The 16,616-nt window shown below is 46.1% G+C and carries 15 protein-coding genes and 8 tRNA genes; 1 reads left to right on the top strand and 22 read right to left on the bottom strand.

From position 1 onward, the window contains the following. Positions 1-25: 25 nt before the first annotated feature. The 15 genes from OCU35_RS02470 to pncC form a co-directional block, all read right to left on the bottom strand. Positions 26-289 (bottom strand): oxaloacetate decarboxylase subunit gamma, encoded by a 264-nt coding sequence (locus OCU35_RS02470; RefSeq protein ID WP_017029622.1) that lies wholly within the window; start codon positions 287-289, stop codon positions 26-28. 272 nt (positions 290-561) lie between these two features. Further along, positions 562-638, bottom strand: a tRNA-Arg gene (locus tag OCU35_RS02465). A 63-nt stretch (positions 639-701) separates the two neighbouring features. Next, positions 702-778: transfer RNA gene (locus OCU35_RS02460), tRNA-Arg, on the bottom strand. 63 nt (positions 779-841) lie between these two features. Beyond that, positions 842-918, bottom strand: a tRNA-Arg gene (locus tag OCU35_RS02455). A gap of 63 nt (positions 919-981) precedes the next feature. Continuing rightward, positions 982-1,058, bottom strand: a tRNA-Arg gene (locus tag OCU35_RS02450). 66 nt (positions 1,059-1,124) lie between these two features. Continuing rightward, positions 1,125-1,201 (bottom strand) — tRNA-Arg (locus tag OCU35_RS02445). A gap of 85 nt (positions 1,202-1,286) precedes the next feature. Beyond that, a tRNA-Ser gene (locus tag OCU35_RS02440) sits at positions 1,287-1,379 on the bottom strand. Positions 1,380-1,423: 44 nt separating this feature from the next. Further along, positions 1,424-1,500, bottom strand: a tRNA-Arg gene (locus OCU35_RS02435). Between the two features lie 32 nt (positions 1,501-1,532). After that, positions 1,533-1,625: transfer RNA gene (locus tag OCU35_RS02430), tRNA-Ser, on the bottom strand. A 184-nt stretch (positions 1,626-1,809) separates the two neighbouring features. Next, entirely contained in the window at positions 1,810-2,007 is a 198-nt protein-coding gene (csrA, locus tag OCU35_RS02425; protein ID WP_261825589.1) for a carbon storage regulator CsrA, read from the bottom strand. A 77-nt stretch (positions 2,008-2,084) separates the two neighbouring features. Continuing rightward, positions 2,085-3,257 carry an aspartate kinase gene (locus OCU35_RS02420; RefSeq protein WP_065210206.1) on the bottom strand — a complete coding sequence of 391 codons (1,173 nt, stop codon included), beginning with the start codon at positions 3,255-3,257 and terminating at the stop codon, positions 2,085-2,087. Between the two features lie 149 nt (positions 3,258-3,406). Beyond that, positions 3,407-5,998, bottom strand: a complete 2,592-nt coding sequence (gene alaS, locus OCU35_RS02415) for an alanine--tRNA ligase (protein WP_102502068.1) — start codon at positions 5,996-5,998, stop codon at positions 3,407-3,409. A gap of 178 nt (positions 5,999-6,176) precedes the next feature. Beyond that, a complete protein-coding gene (recX, locus tag OCU35_RS02410) occupies positions 6,177-6,629 on the bottom strand; it encodes a recombination regulator RecX (protein WP_261825588.1) in 453 nt (150 codons plus the stop codon). A gap of 105 nt (positions 6,630-6,734) precedes the next feature. Then, a complete protein-coding gene (gene recA, locus OCU35_RS02405) occupies positions 6,735-7,760 on the bottom strand; it encodes a recombinase RecA (RefSeq protein WP_017027200.1) in 1,026 nt (341 codons plus the stop codon). Positions 7,761-7,865: 105 nt separating this feature from the next. Continuing rightward, positions 7,866-8,360, bottom strand: a complete 495-nt coding sequence (pncC, locus tag OCU35_RS02400) for a nicotinamide-nucleotide amidase (protein ID WP_170875150.1) — start codon at positions 8,358-8,360, stop codon at positions 7,866-7,868. 82 nt (positions 8,361-8,442) lie between these two features. Here pncC and mutS point away from each other — a divergent pair, with 82 nt between their 5' ends. Continuing rightward, the gene (gene mutS / locus OCU35_RS02395; protein ID WP_261825587.1) at positions 8,443-11,010 is read left to right on the top strand and encodes a DNA mismatch repair protein MutS; all 2,568 of its coding nucleotides are present in this window, start codon (positions 8,443-8,445) and stop codon (positions 11,008-11,010) included. A 124-nt stretch (positions 11,011-11,134) separates the two neighbouring features. Here the strand turns inward: mutS and rpoS are convergent, their stop codons facing one another. The 7 genes from rpoS to ispD are packed head-to-tail and all read right to left on the bottom strand — an operon-like array spanning position 11,135 to position 16,598. Further along, positions 11,135-12,109 (bottom strand): RNA polymerase sigma factor RpoS, encoded by a 975-nt coding sequence (gene rpoS, locus OCU35_RS02390; protein WP_017032790.1) that lies wholly within the window; start codon positions 12,107-12,109, stop codon positions 11,135-11,137. 51 nt (positions 12,110-12,160) lie between these two features. Next, positions 12,161-13,033, bottom strand: coding sequence for a murein hydrolase activator NlpD (nlpD, locus tag OCU35_RS02385; RefSeq protein ID WP_017032791.1), 873 nt, complete (start codon positions 13,031-13,033; stop codon positions 12,161-12,163). A 4-nt stretch (positions 13,034-13,037) separates the two neighbouring features. Further along, a complete protein-coding gene (locus tag OCU35_RS02380) occupies positions 13,038-13,664 on the bottom strand; it encodes a protein-L-isoaspartate(D-aspartate) O-methyltransferase (RefSeq protein WP_017027195.1) in 627 nt (208 codons plus the stop codon). Next, positions 13,665-14,408, bottom strand: a complete 744-nt coding sequence (gene surE / locus OCU35_RS02375; protein WP_065599903.1) for a 5'/3'-nucleotidase SurE — start codon at positions 14,406-14,408, stop codon at positions 13,665-13,667. Positions 14,409-14,423: 15 nt separating this feature from the next. Continuing rightward, on the bottom strand, positions 14,424-15,404 hold the full coding sequence (gene truD / locus OCU35_RS02370; RefSeq protein WP_017032793.1) for a tRNA pseudouridine(13) synthase TruD: 981 nt from the start codon (positions 15,402-15,404) through the stop codon (positions 14,424-14,426). Positions 15,405-15,420: 16 nt separating this feature from the next. Beyond that, positions 15,421-15,900, bottom strand: a complete 480-nt coding sequence (gene ispF, locus OCU35_RS02365; protein ID WP_017032794.1) for a 2-C-methyl-D-erythritol 2,4-cyclodiphosphate synthase — start codon at positions 15,898-15,900, stop codon at positions 15,421-15,423. Then, entirely contained in the window at positions 15,897-16,598 is a 702-nt protein-coding gene (gene ispD, locus OCU35_RS02360; RefSeq protein WP_261825586.1) for a 2-C-methyl-D-erythritol 4-phosphate cytidylyltransferase, read from the bottom strand. Before ispD ends, ispF begins: the two co-directional genes overlap by 4 nt. Between the last annotated feature and the right edge of the window lie 18 nt (positions 16,599-16,616).

Raw genomic sequence — 16,616 nt, 5'->3', positions numbered from 1 at the left:
ATTAACTCCTTTTAATTTTTGTTGTCTATTGGGCTACAGCTGAACGATGACGATGCACAGCGGCCGAAATAGCGGCCACAATTTTTGGATCGACTCGATGGGTAGATTCAGCTTGAGTAACTTGTTTAAGATTTTGCGGGCTCACTGGTGCCACTGGTTGTTCTGCCGGAAGTAACTTCGACATCAAACGAACCACAAACACCAATAAAGTAAGAAAAAGAAAAACCATAGCCATACCAATGGCCATAATTGAGGCAGCTTCCGATAGCAAACCTGAGATGTTATCCATAAAAAAATTCCTTTATTTGTCTTCCTGACAATTCGACGTTTTTACATCGAGCACCTGATTATCTAGATTGATGAAAATTTGTCAATTTTCTTTATACAGGTGCTTGCAGGCAAACCATTGCATAGAAAGTATGCGAATTGAAGACAAAATACTGAGATCAGACCAGAATTTATCAAAAACACTTAGAAAACAGTGCTTTATGTAAATAAACGGTTATGGGGATGCTAATGAAATGTTATAAAAAAACCCCGCCGAAGCGAGGTTTTGTGATGTGGCGCGTCCTGGAGGATTCGAACCTCCGACCGCCTGGTTCGTAGCCAGGTACTCTATCCAGCTGAGCTAAGGACGCGCGATGCTTCTTTGCAGAAGACTTTATAGAAAAACTGATACTGATATCAATTCTTCGTTGTAGTGGCGCGTCCTGGAGGATTCGAACCTCCGACCGCCTGGTTCGTAGCCAGGTACTCTATCCAGCTGAGCTAAGGACGCGCAATGCTTCTTTGCAGAAGACTTTATAGAAAAGCTGATACTAATATCAACCCTTCGTTGTAGTGGCGCGTCCTGGAGGATTCGAACCTCCGACCGCCTGGTTCGTAGCCAGGTACTCTATCCAGCTGAGCTAAGGACGCGCGATGCTTCTTTGCAGAAGACTTTATAGAAAAATTAATACTGGTATCAATTCTTCGTTGTAGTGGCGCGTCCTGGAGGATTCGAACCTCCGACCGCCTGGTTCGTAGCCAGGTACTCTATCCAGCTGAGCTAAGGACGCGCAGTGCTTCTTTACAGAAGGCTTATATAGAACCGTTAATATTACTATCAACCATTCGTTGTAAAGTGGCGCGTCCTGGAGGATTCGAACCTCCGACCGCCTGGTTCGTAGCCAGGTACTCTATCCAGCTGAGCTAAGGACGCACAGTGTTCTCGTTCTGAGAAGGGTGCGAAGTCTATCACACTTTCCAGTTTAGAAAACAAAAAAATTGACCATAAGGTCAATAAATGGCGGTGAGGGAGGGATTCGAACCCTCGATACGGCTACAAACCGTATACTCCCTTAGCAGGGGAGCGCCTTCGGCCACTCGGCCACCTCACCGCATTATCACTAACAAGTTAGTATTGTCATATCAAAAAATGATATGGCGCGTCCTGGAGGATTCGAACCTCCGACCGCCTGGTTCGTAGCCAGGTACTCTATCCAGCTGAGCTAAGGACGCGCATTGTGTTCCGTTAAGAACGTTCGCAAGAATGGCGGTGAGGGAGGGATTCGAACCCTCGATACGGCTACAAACCGTATACTCCCTTAGCAGGGGAGCGCCTTCGGCCACTCGGCCACCTCACCGTCTTGCGGAGGCACATATTACGATTTACCAAAAATATGTCAAACATTTTATTGGCAAAATCACATAAAAAACGGTTAACAGAACAACTTTCAACCAAACCGATTAAAAATGCTAGTTATATGTACTTTATGCCTACTATAAAACAAGAAAGGCTAGTCCTATGACCAGCCTTTCAATAGAAACTTAGTAGTTGCCTGATGCAACGTTTCCATTACCTTTTTCTGCTTGAATGCGCATGTAAATTTCTTCACGATGCACAGAAACTTCTTTAGGTGCGTTTACACCGATACGCACTTGGTTTCCCTTAACACCCAGTACAGTAACGGTCACGTCATCCCCAATCATTAGGGTTTCACCAACACGGCGAGTCAAAATTAGCATTCGATAGCTCCTTGCTGTCACTCAAAATACTTTGAGATCTATTATTCAATAAAAATAACAACTTGGTAAAGAACTTATTACAAAATAAGCGCTTTTTTGTCTGTAGCAACACTATGAGACTGCTCAATGTATTGAGCATGAATAAAATTGGCAGCCCGATCCAGATGTTCCGGTAATAGTAGCAACTTCACTACCCTATCACACCTAAAACTATCAAGAACTTTGATATCTTTCGCCAACAATTGAGGTAAAACATTAAGATGTAGCCCCTCAAGCTCAGCACCGACAATAGTCAAAGCGCTAATAGGTTCAACATTGTTGACGTCTTCAGATAGGATCTGTAATAGCTTGGAGACATCATTATTGTTAACAATTAAATGTTTGGTCGTTTGAGAATGCACGGCGATGCCCAGCAATTGACACTGCATTGCAACCTGCTCTGCTTTATCTTCATTAACAATTAAGCGAGCAAGCTCTCGCTGCAGTGCTAAACCACACACATTTTTTTTGCTTTGTAAGCGAGTAACCAAGGTACCTTGTTTTGGTGAGAACGAAGATAAGACTCGAATATCAAGATTGTACTTAGCAGCAAACTCTACACACGGCTCGTGTAAAACCTTAGCGCCGTGCCTTGCCATTGTTTGCATGTCATCAAAGTCGACATGTTCTAGTTTCAAAGCCGATTCAACAACCCTAGGGTCGCAGCTATACACGCCATCAACATCAGTGAAGATCTGGCATTCACTGGCCCCTAATAGCCCAGCAAGAGTCACTGCGCTAGTATCTGAACCGCCGCGTCCTAGAGTGGTAATCGCGCCGGCTTGGTTAACGCCTTGGAAGCCCGCCACAATCACTATCTGATCGTCATTGAGTAATTGGTTAAACTTCTCATTATCCACCGACTGAATCGTTGCTTGATTGTGCATATCATCGGTAACAATGCCCGCTTGCCATCCCGTTAACGAGGTCGCTTTGTGGCCGAGCTTATTGAGAGTCATCGCTAATAGAGCAATGGTGACCTGCTCCCCAGCGGACAAGATGACATCGAGTTCTCTAGAGTTAGGTACGCTATCAACTTCATAGGCTAATCCTTGCAAGCGATTCGTTTCACCGGACATAGCCGAAACCACAACCACAACTTGATTGCCCTGCTCTTTGGTCTTTATGACCTGCTCGGCAACCGCTCGAATTCGCTCAACTGAACCTACAGATGTCCCACCAAACTTTTGCACGATTAATCGGTTCTTCACTTACTTTCCACCTTCCTAAAACAGTCTTCTGTTCTTTGTACACAGGACACTTTAAAAACAACAAAACCAAGCACTTTGCGATAACAAAAATGCTTGGTTCCTATTACTTTCCTTGGGCACTGAATGTACCCAAGTTAATTACTCTTCGCTTACAGGCGCTCTTCCAACCACGGAATAACAGACTGTAGGGCTTCCGGTAGTGCAGCCACGTCTGTACCGCCCGCTTGAGCCATATCAGGACGACCGCCGCCTTTACCACCGACTTGAGTCGCAACCAAGTTAACTAACTCACCCGCTTTCACTTTACCAGTGAGGTCTTTCGTTACGCCCGCAACCAAGCCGACTTTGTCGTTGGTAATATTGGCGAATAAAATGACACCAGTACCAATACGGTTTTTCGTATCATCGACCATGCTGCGAAGGTTCTTGTTGTCCGCGCCTTCAAGTGCAGCAATAAGCACTTTAGTACCGTTGATTTCCTGTACCTTACCCATGATATTGGCGCTTTCTGCCGCTACCATTTTGTCTTTCAGGTACTGAATCTCTTTTTCTAGTGATTTCGCTTTCTTCGCTGACTCAACTAGCTTCTGTTGCAGCTTTTCTTGCTCAGCATCGATAGCGTCTAGAGCTGCATCAGCGGTTACCGCTTCGATACGACGAATACCGGCAGCAATACCCCCTTCAGAGGTAATCTTGAACAGGCCGATATCACCGGTGTTAGCCGCGTGAATACCACCACATAATTCAGTAGAGAACTCACCCATAGAAAGCACGCGAACTTCATCGTCATACTTCTCACCGAACAGTGCCATCGCACCTTTCTGCTTAGCAGACTCGATATCCATGACATTGGTTTCAATGTCGTGGTTAGTACGAACTTGTGCGTTAACCATACGCTCAACTTCTTTCAATTCAGCAGCCGTTACCGCTTCTAGGTGAGAGAAGTCAAAACGAAGGTTCTCAGCTTTAACCAGTGAGCCTTTCTGAGTTACGTGCTCACCTAGAACCTTACGCAATGCAGCGTGCAGCAAGTGAGTTGCTGAGTGGTTCAGTGAAATTTGTGCACGACGCACTGCATTAACAGCGGCTTTAGCTTTTTCACCTAAGCTCATCACGCCTTCAACAAGCTCACCATGGTGTGCAATGGCATTGCCTAGCTTCTGCGTGTCAGTAACCTTAAATTCACCGAGCTCAGTTTTTAGGATACCCGTATCACCAGATTGACCGCCTGATTCGGCGTAGAACGGAGTTTGCTCAAGAACAATAATGGCCTTTTGACCACTTGATAGGTTCTCTGTTGGTTGACCTTCTACAAAGATAGCTTCAATGTTGCTCTCGCCATCTGTCGCAGCGTAACCACAAAATTCTGTTGTGCTGTCTAGCTTGATTGTTTCATTGTAATCAGTGCCAAACTGACCCGCTTCACGGGCACGCTTGCGCTGTGCTTCCATCGCTTTCTGGAAGCCTTCTTCATCAATGTTGAATTCACGCTCACGTGCAACATCATTGGTTAAGTCAGCTGGGAAACCATAGGTATCGTACAATTTAAATACTGTCTCACCATCAAGCGTTGATTTACCTTCGCTCTTCAAGCCATCCAGTGCGTCGTTAAGAATGCTCATACCGCGCTCTAGGGTGCGGCCAAAGTTCTCTTCTTCAATACGAAGTACTTTCTCAACCAGTGCTTGCTGTTTCTTAAGTTCAGCGCCAGCTTCACCCATAACATCAGCCAATACGCCCACTAGAGTGTGGAAGAATGCACCTTGAGCACCTAACTTATTACCGTGACGAACTGCGCGACGAATAATACGGCGAAGTACGTAGCCACGGCCTTCATTTGACGGCATAACACCATCAACGATAAGGAAAGAACATGAACGGATATGGTCGGCGATTACACGCAAAGACTGATTTGAAAGGTCTTCGTATCCAACCGCTTCTGCAGAGGCTTTGATTAGCGTTTGGAAAACATCAATTTCATAGTTTGAATGCACGCCCTGCATGATTGCAGAGATACGCTCAATACCCATACCTGTATCAACAGCCGGCTTTGGAAGAGGTTCCATAGTACCGTCAGCGTGACGGTTGAACTGCATGAATACGTTGTTCCAGATCTCGATGAAGCGATCACCGTCTTCTTCTGGTGTGCCTGGACGTCCGCCCCAAATATGCTCACCATGATCATAGAAGATCTCTGTACATGGACCACAAGGACCTGTGTCACCCATTGTCCAGAAGTTATCAGACTCGTAGGCTTTGCCACCTTTTTTATCACCAATGCGGATGATACGATCAGCTGGAATGCCCATCTGCTTATTCCAGATATCAAAGGCTTCATCGTCAGTTTCGTAGATAGTAACCAACAATTTCTCTTTTGGTAGGCCAAGAGATTCAGTAAGGAATTCCCAAGCAAACTTGATTGCGTCTTCTTTAAAGTAGTCACCAAAACTGAAGTTACCTAGCATTTCAAAGAAGGTGTGGTGACGAGCAGTAAAGCCAACGTTTTCTAAGTCATTATGTTTACCACCAGCACGAACACAACGTTGCGCCGTAGTCGCTCGCGAGTAGCTACGCTTTTCAGCTCCTAGGAAGCAGTCTTTAAACTGGTTCATACCTGCGTTAGTAAACAGCAGTGTAGGATCGTTGTGAGGTACAAGAGAAGAACTCTCTACAATCTGGTGCCCTTTGCTCTCAAAGAACTTTAAAAAGGCACTACGAATTTCGGCGGTGCTCATGTACATGTGGCAATTCCTGAAACGTTCAAGTTAGATTTTTGCCACATTGTAAATCAAGCAAGGGAGAACGACTAGTTTTCTGTCTAATTTGCCTGAAAATGCTAGTGAATTAACGAAGATTTGTTAGAAGGGCTTTACTTACTGCTGGGTAATAGAAGTAAGTGTGCTGTTTATATCTCTGAATTTACTCAGGATTTAGCGCATATTGGATCTGCTCGGGGCTAAACCCGCGATATTGTAGAAAACGCACTTGTTTGGAGTGTTCGTAACTCTCGCAGGTAAGATTATCTTCTAAGTACTTTTTTACTGATAGCTTAGCCAGTTCAAACCAATTTTGAGGCTCTTCTGCTAACGCTTGATCGATAACCTCACTGCGCACGTGCTTAACGTGCAAATCCTGACGAATCCGACGTTCACCATGGCCTTTTATCACATGCTGTTTGATTTGATCTTTAGCGTAACGCAGGTCATCTAAATAATGATGTTCTCGACAAAACTCGACGGCTTCATCAATATCACTTAACTCAAAACCTTTATTCAATAGCTTTTGTTGTAGCTCGTACCGACCATATTCACATCGGCTCAATAGATCTAGTGCGGTCTTTTTAGCGGTCCAAGTAGGAGTAAGAGAATACATACACACCTCGTTAGATTCAGTGCGAAGAAAAAAGAGAGAAGCTAAGGGAAAGTACTGAGCCTTAGGATAAAGGCTCAGTATATTAGGAGCATAATTGAGCTAAGGTTACTCTACCTCAGCCTCTTTAGTGTCTTCAAGCTGAGCCGTAGTCAGCAGCATTGCACGTAGCTTGCTATCGATTTCTAGCGCTGTTTCTGGGTGCTCACGAAGGAATTTACCTGCGTTTGCTTTACCTTGGCCAATCTTGTCGCCTTGGTAGCTGTACCAAGCACCTGCTTTTTCGACTAGCTTATGCTTCACACCTAGATCAATCAACTCACCTTCACGGTTAAAGCCTTGACCGTACATGATTTGGGTTTCAGCTTGTTTAAACGGTGCAGCAATCTTGTTCTTAACAACCTTAATACGGGTTTCGTTACCAACAACCTCGTCACCATCTTTAATCGCGCCAGTACGACGGATATCAAGACGAACAGAAGCGTAGAACTTAAGTGCGTTACCACCAGTGGTGGTCTCTGGGTTACCAAACATCACACCAATCTTCATACGGATCTGGTTGATAAAGATACACATACAGTTAGATTGTTTAAGATTACCGGTTAGCTTACGCATTGCTTGAGAAAGCATGCGAGCTTGAAGGCCCATGTGGCTGTCGCCCATCTCACCTTCGATTTCAGCTTTTGGTGTTAGTGCCGCAACTGAATCGACAACCAATACGTCGATAGCGCCAGAGCGAGCGAGTGCGTCACAGATCTCTAACGCTTGCTCACCTGTATCTGGCTGAGAAACTAAAAGAGCATCAATGTTTACGCCAAGCTTCTGCGCATAAATAGGGTCAAGTGCGTGCTCTGCATCGATAAAGGCACACGTTTTACCTTCACGTTGAGCTGCAGCAATCAACTCTAGCGTTAGTGTTGTTTTACCCGATGATTCAGGGCCGTAGACTTCTACGATACGTCCCATTGGCAAGCCACCAGCACCCAGAGCGATGTCTAGAGACAGTGAGCCAGTAGAAATAGTTTCTACGTCCATGGTGCGGTTATCACCAAGGCGCATAATTGAGCCTTTACCGAATTGTTTTTCTATTTGGCCAAGTGCAGCCGCGAGAGCTTTTTGCTTGTTGTCGTCCATTTTATGCTCCATGGAATCGGGTATTTCTAATTGATGAATCAATTATTACTGTTAATTCATACAGTGTCTAGATGAAAAAGTGTTTTTTTTGCATCCAACAAAGAATTACTTACTTTCTATATATTTTTCAATTAGTTGAAGAGCATGATAAACGGACTGATTTCTCACCTGTGCACGATCACCAGCAAAAACACAGCGTTGTACCTGTATAAGATCAGTATTTAACGCTAATGCAAAACACACAGTGCCAACGGGCTTATCTTCACTGCCGCCACCAGGACCTGCAATCCCAGTAATAGAAACCGCAATTTGAGCTGCAGAGTGCTCTACCGCGCCTAACGCCATCTCTTGTGCAACCTCTTCACTCACTGCGCCAAAGCGCTCTAATGAGCTAGAGTTCACGCCCAGCATCTCCATCTTAGCCTCGTTGCTATAGGTGACAAACGCTCGATCAAACCACGCTGAGCTACCGGCAATTTCCGTTACCGCTTGCGCCACACCGCCACCAGTGCATGATTCAGCGGTTGCCATCATCCAGCCATTTTTCTCAAGCAGTATTCCCACTTGAGCACTTAAGTTATCCAATGTTCTTTCCGACATCTGACTGATTCGCTTTACCCATTAGTTGTGAATCATTTATCCTAAGCCTCTATAGAAATAATGAAAAGCAACAGAAGTGATTATGTCGGTAAAATCAAAGCCAAAACACACCCCAATGATGCAGCAATATCACAAGCTCAAAGCAGAGAACCCTGAGATCCTGCTTTTTTACCGCATGGGTGACTTCTATGAATTGTTTTATGATGATGCAAAGCGCGCCTCTCAGCTGCTCGATATCTCGTTAACCAAACGCGGCGCATCTGCGGGCGAACCTATCCCAATGGCCGGCGTGCCTTTTCATGCTGTTGAAGGCTACTTAGCCAAGCTGGTTCAATTGGGTGAGTCTGTGGCTATATGCGAGCAAATTGGCGACCCTGCTACGTCAAAAGGTCCCGTTGAGCGTAAGGTCGTTCGTATCATTACCCCAGGTACCGTTACCGATGAAGCCTTGCTAGCAGAACGTGTAGATAACCTGATTGCCGCTATCTACCAGCACGATGACAAGTTTGGTTATGCCACTTTAGATATTACCTCTGGCCGCTTCTTAATATGTGAACCACAAACCGAAGAAGCGATGCTCGCAGAGCTGCAGCGAACCAGCCCTAAAGAGCTGCTATTTCCAGAAGACTTCGCGCCAGTGCACCTAATGGAAGGTCGTCATGGCAACCGTCGTAGACCCGTTTGGGAGTTTGAGTTACAAACAGCAAAGCAGCAGTTGAACATCCAGTTTGGTACAAAAGACTTAGTGGGATTTGGCGTTGAAAAAGCAGAGCTGGGCCTTTGCGCCGCAGGCTGCCTGATTCAATACGTCAAAGATACGCAGCGCACCGCTATGCCACATATCCGTTCGATCACAATGGAGAGGCAAGATAACTCGGTTATCCTAGATGCCGCCACAAGACGCAATCTAGAGATCACGCAAAACTTATCCGGTGGCCTTGATAATACCCTAGCTGAGGTATTGGATCATACCGCGACAGCCATGGGCAGTCGTATGCTTAAGCGTTGGCTGCATCAACCTACTCGTGAAGTCTCAGTGCTGAATAGTCGCTTGGACGCAATTTCCGAGTTAATTGAGCAGGGGCTTTTCCCCGAGCTGAGCCAAACCTTAAAACAGATTGGCGACATTGAGCGTATTATCGCCCGATTGGCGATTCGCTCTGCTAGGCCGCGCGATCTCGCTCGTCTACGCACCGCACTGCAACAGTTGCCGGAACTAGAAACAACACTAGAAAGCTTAGTGAATCCGCACCTGAAAGGTTTATCCAACGATGCGAAACCTCTAGACAGTTTATGTGAACTGTTAGAGCGAGCAATCAAAGAGAACCCACCTGTGGTCATTCGTGATGGCGGCGTACTCGCTGAGGGGTATAACGAAGAGCTTGACCAATGGCGCGATCTTGCTAATGGCGCTACTGAGTACCTAGAGAAACTTGAATCCGACGAGCGAGAGCGACACGGCATAGATACCTTGAAGGTAGGCTACAACGCCGTTCACGGCTTTTACATTCAAGTCAGTCGTGGGCAAAGCCACCTTGTGCCGCCTCACTACATTCGTCGTCAAACGCTGAAGAATGCTGAGCGCTACATTATTCCCGAGCTAAAAGAGCACGAAGACAAGGTACTTAACTCTAAATCTAAGGCTCTAGCGGCTGAAAAGGCATTGTGGGAAGAGTTATTTGACCTGATATTGCCTCACCTTAATAAGCTGCAACTGCTGTCGTCTGCCGTCTCTGAGATTGACGTATTGCAAAACCTTGCTGAGCGCGCGGAAACCTTAGAATACTGCCGCCCAACCATTAAAAGTGACATCGGATTATCCGTTACTAACGGCCGACATCCCGTTGTAGAGCAGGTACTAGAAGACCCGTTCATTGCCAATCCTATTGAGCTTCACCCTAAACGTAAAATGCTGATCATTACAGGCCCGAACATGGGGGGTAAATCCACCTATATGCGTCAAACGGCCTTGATTGCGCTGCTTGCTCATATTGGCTCTTATGTTCCTGCAGAGTCTGCAGATATTGGCTTGCTTGATCGTATATTCACCCGCATTGGTGCTTCCGACGATCTGGCCTCAGGGCGCTCCACCTTCATGGTGGAAATGACGGAAACAGCGAATATCTTGCACAATGCCACCAACCGAAGCTTAGTGTTGATGGATGAGATTGGGCGAGGAACCAGTACCTATGACGGACTATCTTTGGCATGGGCTAGCGCGGAATGGCTGGCGAACCAGATCAGTGCTCTTACCCTATTTGCCACCCACTACTTTGAATTAACGGAGTTACCTGCTCAGCTAACAGGATTGGCAAACGTGCATCTTGATGCAGTAGAGCACGGCGATGACATTGCCTTTATGCACGCAGTACAAGAAGGCGCTGCCAGCAAGTCTTATGGTCTAGCAGTGGCTGGGTTAGCAGGTGTACCTAAGCCTGTCATCAAGCAAGCGAGACAAAAACTCAACTTACTAGAGCAGCTTAGCCACCAACCACAAGCAAACAACCCAAGTAGTGTAGAGATTGCCAATCAGCTTAGCTTGATCCCAGAGCCAAGTGACGTAGAGCTCGCGTTGGGCGCCATTGATCCTGATGATCTGACACCAAGACAAGCTTTGGAAGCGCTGTATCGGTTGAAGAAGATGATGTAAAAACAAGCTGTCAGATGTCAGCTTCAAGCTTCGAGCTTCAAGCTTCAAGCTAGGAGCTAGAAGCTAGGAGCTAAAACAAAAAGGTCAGCGAATGCTGACCTTTTTATTGGGTACTTATAGAGTGTTATTCACTGTCGAAGTTAAACAGCGACTCCATATTCAGTCCTTGCTTCAATAGAATCTCACGCAATCGACGGAGACCCTCAACTTGGATCTGACGTACGCGTTCACGAGTTAGGTTAATTTCACGGCCTACCTCTTCTAACGTAGACGGTTCATAGCCAAGCAAGCCAAAGCGACGAGCAAGTACTTCTTTCTGTTTTGGATTGAGTTCATCAAGCCAATCGATAAGAGAGTGCTTAATATCGTCATCTTGAGTGGACACTTCAGGGTCTGAGTTGTTGATGTCAGGAATGATATCAAGCAATGCCTTATCACCGTCACCACCAATTGGGGTATCTACTGAGCTCACACGCTCATTAAGGCGTAGCATTTTGCTGACATCATCTACTGGCTTATCCAGTTGCTGAGCAATCTCTTCGGCTGTTGGTTCATGGTCAAGCTTCTGAGATAACTCACGAGCCGTTCTCAGGTAAATGTTCAGCTCTTTAACCACGTGGATCGGCAAGCGAATTGTGCGGGTTTGGTTCATCAAGGCACGTTCGATGGTTTGTCGAATCCACCAAGTTGCGTAGGTTGAGAATCTGAAGCCACGTTCAGGATCGAATTTTTCTACGGCGCGAATTAGACCAAGGTTACCCTCTTCAATTAGGTCTAATAGAGCTAAGCCACGATTGCTATAACGACGAGAGATCTTAACAACCAGACGCAAGTTACTTTCAATCATACGCTTGCGCGCTGCTTCGTCTCCGCGAAGTGCTCGTCTTGCGTACAGAACCTCTTCTTCTGCTGTTAGTAGTGGGGAGAAGCCGATTTCGCCTAGATAAAGTTGAGTTGCGTCTAGATTCTTTGTTGAGGCATCAAACTCTTCTTTTACCTGAGTTTCTACCTTTTCAACAATGCTACTTTCTTCTACTTCCGCACTAACTTTTTCTTCTGTTAGGTCTTCCACTTTTGCTGCAGTGTTATCCATACTCATAGCGCCTCCAATGGCTCAACAGGTTGGCATTACCGCTTTTAATGCCATCAGTTAGGGTAAATATCTTTCCGGGTTAACGGATTTTCCTTGATACCTAATCTCAAAGTGCAGTTTAACGCCGCTAGTGCCAGAGCTACCCATGGTTGCAATCTTTTGCCCCGCCGATACTGTCTGTCCTTCATGGACCAACAAACTATCGTTGTGAGCATAAGCACTAAGGTAATCATCATTATGTTTAACAATAATAAGGTTGCCATAACCACGAAGGGCGCTACCGGAATAAACCACACTACCACTGGCAGTTGAGATAACCGATTGGCCACGTTGACCTGCTATATCAATCCCTTTATTGCCTTGTTCTCCTGATGAGAACTTGCTGACGACTCTTCCTTTAGTTGGCCACTCCCATGACGAGACCGCTTTATTTGCTGGCGGTTTCGATGTTGCGACACTGTTAACACTTTGTTTAGAACCAACATACTCCTTTGTGGACTGCTGATCAACCTTTGCGGTAGCACTTTTTTGTGGATTTGTCGAAGTCTGTCCCGAATTTTGTGCTGTACTCTGCGCAGGTGGAGGACTCTTTGTAGTGGAAGTTTGAGCTACAGCAACAGGTTTACTTGAACTATAAGCCGGAGTTGTATCTTTATAATCAGGGTGCCAAAGCTTAATTCTCTGGCCGACACGCAGGGTATAAGGTGCTTTAAGATTGTTAAAGCGGATAAGATTATTGACGTTGCGATCCGTAATATAAGCGATGTAGTAAAGGGTATCGCCCTTATCTACCTCATAAAAACTGCCTCGAAAGCTACCACGATCGAGTTGCTTATAATCACGATTTTTGGCAGAAAATCCGCTAGGGGCGCAACCTACTAAGGCTGCTATCAGAGCAATCCCAATGATCGAACGCAAAATCTTATCCATAAACCTAAGCTAGCTCTCCCTGAACTAAAGGCACAAATCGTACATCTTCTATAATCTCAGACTGAACTCCAGACTCATGCTTCACAATTTTCAATAATTGTTGCTGTGAGTCTCCAATTGGAATGATCAGTCGTCCGCCAACCGCCAACTGGTCAACAAGAGCTTGGGGAAGCTCCGCTGCTGCCGCTGTTACAATAATAGCGTCAAATGGTGCATGTGCGCCCCACCCTTTCCAACCATCACCATATTTCGATGACACATTATAAATATCGAGCTTAGACAAGCGACGCTTTGCATCCCACTGCAGCGTTTTAATGCGCTCAATGGTATGCACACGTTCAACCAACTGTGCTAACACCGCTGTCTGATAACCTGAGCCTGTTCCCACTTCTAAGACCTTAGAGGTGTAATCCAGTTCCAATAGTTCTGTCATTCTTGCGACAATATAAGGCTGAGAGATGGTTTGCCCATTACCGATAGGCAGGGCGTTATTATCATAGGCCTGATGTCTCATTGCCTCAGATAAAAATGATTCTCTCGGCAGATTAGCCATCGCCTTCAACACAGCAGAGTCTCGTATGCCCAACTGCTGCAAATGCTCTGACAAACGTTGAGCTTGATAATGTCCCATCTACGATCCTTTCAACCACTTATTCATACTAGGCAGAGACTCATGCGCAGTCAGGTCTACTTGTAGAGGTGTGATAGAGATCTTTTTCTGCTCAAGTGCATAAAAGTCAGTGCCAATTCCTGCATCTTGCTCTTTACCCGGAGGACCAAGCCAGTAGATCTGCTTTCCCCTAGGATCGAGTTGCTTAATCATGTTTTCTGCATGATGCCTCGCGCCTAAGCGAGTGACCTTAATGTCACCGAGGTCTTCCCAGGCAACATCAGGAATATTTACGTTAAGCAGTCTATTGGTTGGTATAGGTTGACGCTGGTGCTGCTCCACCAACTGGCGCGCTATCTTAGCCGCGGTATTAAAATGTGTGTTTCCAACCAAAGACAATGCAATAGATTGCACGCCAAGAAAGTGCCCTTCCATTGCCGCTGCAACGGTTCCAGAATACAGCACATCATCACCTAGGTTTGCACCATGGTTGATACCACTCAATACCAAGTCTGGATAATCGTCTTTCATTAGCTCATTCAAGGCAAAGTGCACGCAGTCCGTTGGCGTTCCCTGCACGGAATGAACATTAGGGGCAATCTCATTCACCCTAAGAGGATTTTCCAACGTCAGTGAGTTTGACGCGCCGCTGCGGTTTCTGTCTGGTGCCACAATGATTACGTCTGCAATCTGTTTTAGCTCCTCAGCTAGAACTCGAATACCTTCGGCATGTACGCCATCATCATTACTTAAAAGAATCTTCATTAAACTTAGGTACTCTTAATCAAACGAACGTTCGAAAGGAATCTCTTCAATTACCTCTCGCATGATAGAGGTAGCGAAACAGCCTGAATCCAGCCAGAATTTCACTACTACTTCATCGTTACTGCTTTCCCAACTCAGTTGCTCAGGTAGCAATTTAATGGCTCTGCGGTCATGACGCATGCGATTGCCGCGGATCAAAGCCATTAGATCGGGTTCTGCATCTACAGCAGCCTGCTCTATCTCTAGTGCAGTGTCTAAGGTTGGCAGTGCATTATCACCGGCTAAAGCTGCGGTAACTTCACCCGACTCAGAGAGCACATCACCAGCAATAACTGAGTCAAAACACTCTTGGTTTAGGCGCTCAGAGACAATCTGATTAAAGATCCATGAGCGTGCTGTTGAGAGATATAAGCTACGTTTGTTTTGATTTCGAGTGCGAACGTTATCTCGGCCCCAGCGACGAGCTTCATCAAGGTTGTTGCCGTTGTTTCCAAAGCGCTGTGCACCAAAGTAATTTGGCACACCACTTTCTAAAATAGCCTGCAAGCGTGCTTCAACTGCCACTACGTCCGTCACTTCACTTAAGGTGAGCTCGAAAAAATTCCCCTTTAAATCACCAGGGCGAAGTTTCTTGTTGTGCCTAGTTATTTCTAAGATCTCGACACTTGGATGCATTTTTGTAAATAGTGCGAAATCCAAGTCATCGCTTTTTGGAAGGTGCACACTTAGCCATTGCTCAGTGACAGCATGGCGGTCTTTCAAGCCAGCCCAACTAACGTCTTTAGACTTAACGCCACAGAATTTAGCTAACTCATTTGCTACAAAACTGGTGTTCTCGCCAGTTTTGCGAACACGTAACATCAAATGCTCGCCAGTGCCTAATAACTCAAAGCCAAGATCTTCTTTCACTACAAAATGTTCAGCTTTAGCTTTAAGTTTGGCTTTAGCGGTTGGCTTACCGTGTTGGTAAGCAAGATTTGATAGTATGTCACTCATAGTCTGGAGTGCGCCTCTAGTTAGAATGTTGAATCAGAACCACGGCTTCCACCGCGATCCCTTCTTTACGTCCGGTAAAGCCCAAACGCTCTGTTGTTGTTGCTTTTACGTTGACGTTGCCAAGCTCAGTCTGCAGGTCTTGCGCAATCGCTTCTCGCATACTTTGAATATGCGGCGCCATTTTAGGCGCTTGTGCCATGATAGTGACATCGAGATTGCCCAGTACATACCCAAGCTCTTGCACACGTCGGTATACATCTTTGAGTAACTCGCGGCTGTTTGCGCCTTTCCACTTATCATCCGTATCAGGAAAGTGATGGCCAATATCTCCCGCTGCAATAGCGCCAAGCAATGCGTCGCATACGGCATGTAGCGCCACATCACCATCAGAGTGAGCAACTAGGCCTTGTTCATAAGGAACAGCAACACCGCCTATGATAACGGGGCCTTCGCCGCCAAATTTGTGTACATCAAAGCCGTGTCCAATACGGATCATAACTGCTCCTGAATCGTAGGTCTTAAATAGAATTCAGCCAAGGCTAAATCCTCTGGCTGGGTTACCTTGAGGTTATCCGCGCGTCCTTCAACAAGAAGTGGTGATAGCCCTATCAGCTCCATACAGGAGGCTTCGTCAGTCACTTGAGAGTGATTATTCAAAGCCGACTGCAGGGCTTGCTGCAGTGGATAGCAGCGGAACATTTGCGGCGTTAAGGCATGCCAAAGGTTCACGCGATCGACGGTGTTTTTGATCTCGTTAGCCTGCGATGAACGCTTCATGGTATCGCGCACCTTTGCCGCCAAAATAGCGCCCACTTGATGTTTGCGCCCGTGTTCAATGAGCGTTGTGATATCCTCATGATTCACATTCGGTCTTGCAGCATCATGCACCAACACCCACTCTTGATAGTCTTGTTGTTTGAGATAATCCAAAGCATTCAATACTGAGTCGCAACGCTCTTTTCCACCTGCAACACGAGTCACTAGTGGGTGGTTCGCGATAGTCGTCTCAGAGAAATATTCATCCTCTGCACTCACAGCAATCACTACCTCAGAAATGGCAGGGTGCGATAGCAGTTTTTCTACTGTGTGTTCTAAGATAGTTTTTCCGTGCAGCATGAGATACTGCTTCGGTCGATCTGCCTGCATTCGACTGCCAACACCGGCAGCAGGGACAATAGCGATATATTTATTCAAGTTGAGAACCGGTTATAC

Origin of the sequence: Vibrio breoganii, from assembly GCF_024346795.1 — a bacterium.
Classification (GTDB): Bacteria; Pseudomonadota; Gammaproteobacteria; order Enterobacterales; family Vibrionaceae; genus Vibrio; species Vibrio breoganii.
The sequence above is the reverse complement of the archived record's forward strand: the minus strand, read 5'-3'. Positions and strand labels throughout refer to the sequence as shown.

Excerpts from the sequence above, each read along its gene's own strand:
- OCU35_RS02470 (WP_017029622.1), bottom strand. The coding sequence starts at position 289 with ATGGATAACATCTCAGGTTTGCTATCGGAAGCTGCCTCAATTATGGCC.
- csrA (WP_261825589.1), bottom strand. The coding sequence starts at position 2,007 with ATGCTAATTTTGACTCGCCGTGTTGGTGAAACCCTAATGATTGGGGAT.
- alaS (WP_102502068.1), bottom strand. The coding sequence starts at position 5,998 with ATGTACATGAGCACCGCCGAAATTCGTAGTGCCTTTTTAAAGTTCTTT.
- recX (WP_261825588.1), bottom strand. The coding sequence starts at position 6,629 with ATGTATTCTCTTACTCCTACTTGGACCGCTAAAAAGACCGCACTAGAT.
- recA (WP_017027200.1), bottom strand. The coding sequence starts at position 7,760 with ATGGACGACAACAAGCAAAAAGCTCTCGCGGCTGCACTTGGCCAAATA.
- pncC (WP_170875150.1), bottom strand. The coding sequence starts at position 8,360 with ATGTCGGAAAGAACATTGGATAACTTAAGTGCTCAAGTGGGAATACTG.
- mutS (WP_261825587.1), top strand. The coding sequence starts at position 8,443 with ATGTCGGTAAAATCAAAGCCAAAACACACCCCAATGATGCAGCAATAT.
- rpoS (WP_017032790.1), bottom strand. The coding sequence starts at position 12,109 with ATGAGTATGGATAACACTGCAGCAAAAGTGGAAGACCTAACAGAAGAA.
- nlpD (WP_017032791.1), bottom strand. The coding sequence starts at position 13,033 with ATGGATAAGATTTTGCGTTCGATCATTGGGATTGCTCTGATAGCAGCC.
- OCU35_RS02380 (WP_017027195.1), bottom strand. The coding sequence starts at position 13,664 with ATGGGACATTATCAAGCTCAACGTTTGTCAGAGCATTTGCAGCAGTTG.
- surE (WP_065599903.1), bottom strand. The coding sequence starts at position 14,408 with ATGAAGATTCTTTTAAGTAATGATGATGGCGTACATGCCGAAGGTATT.
- truD (WP_017032793.1), bottom strand. The coding sequence starts at position 15,404 with ATGAGTGACATACTATCAAATCTTGCTTACCAACACGGTAAGCCAACC.
- ispF (WP_017032794.1), bottom strand. The coding sequence starts at position 15,900 with ATGATCCGTATTGGACACGGCTTTGATGTACACAAATTTGGCGGCGAA.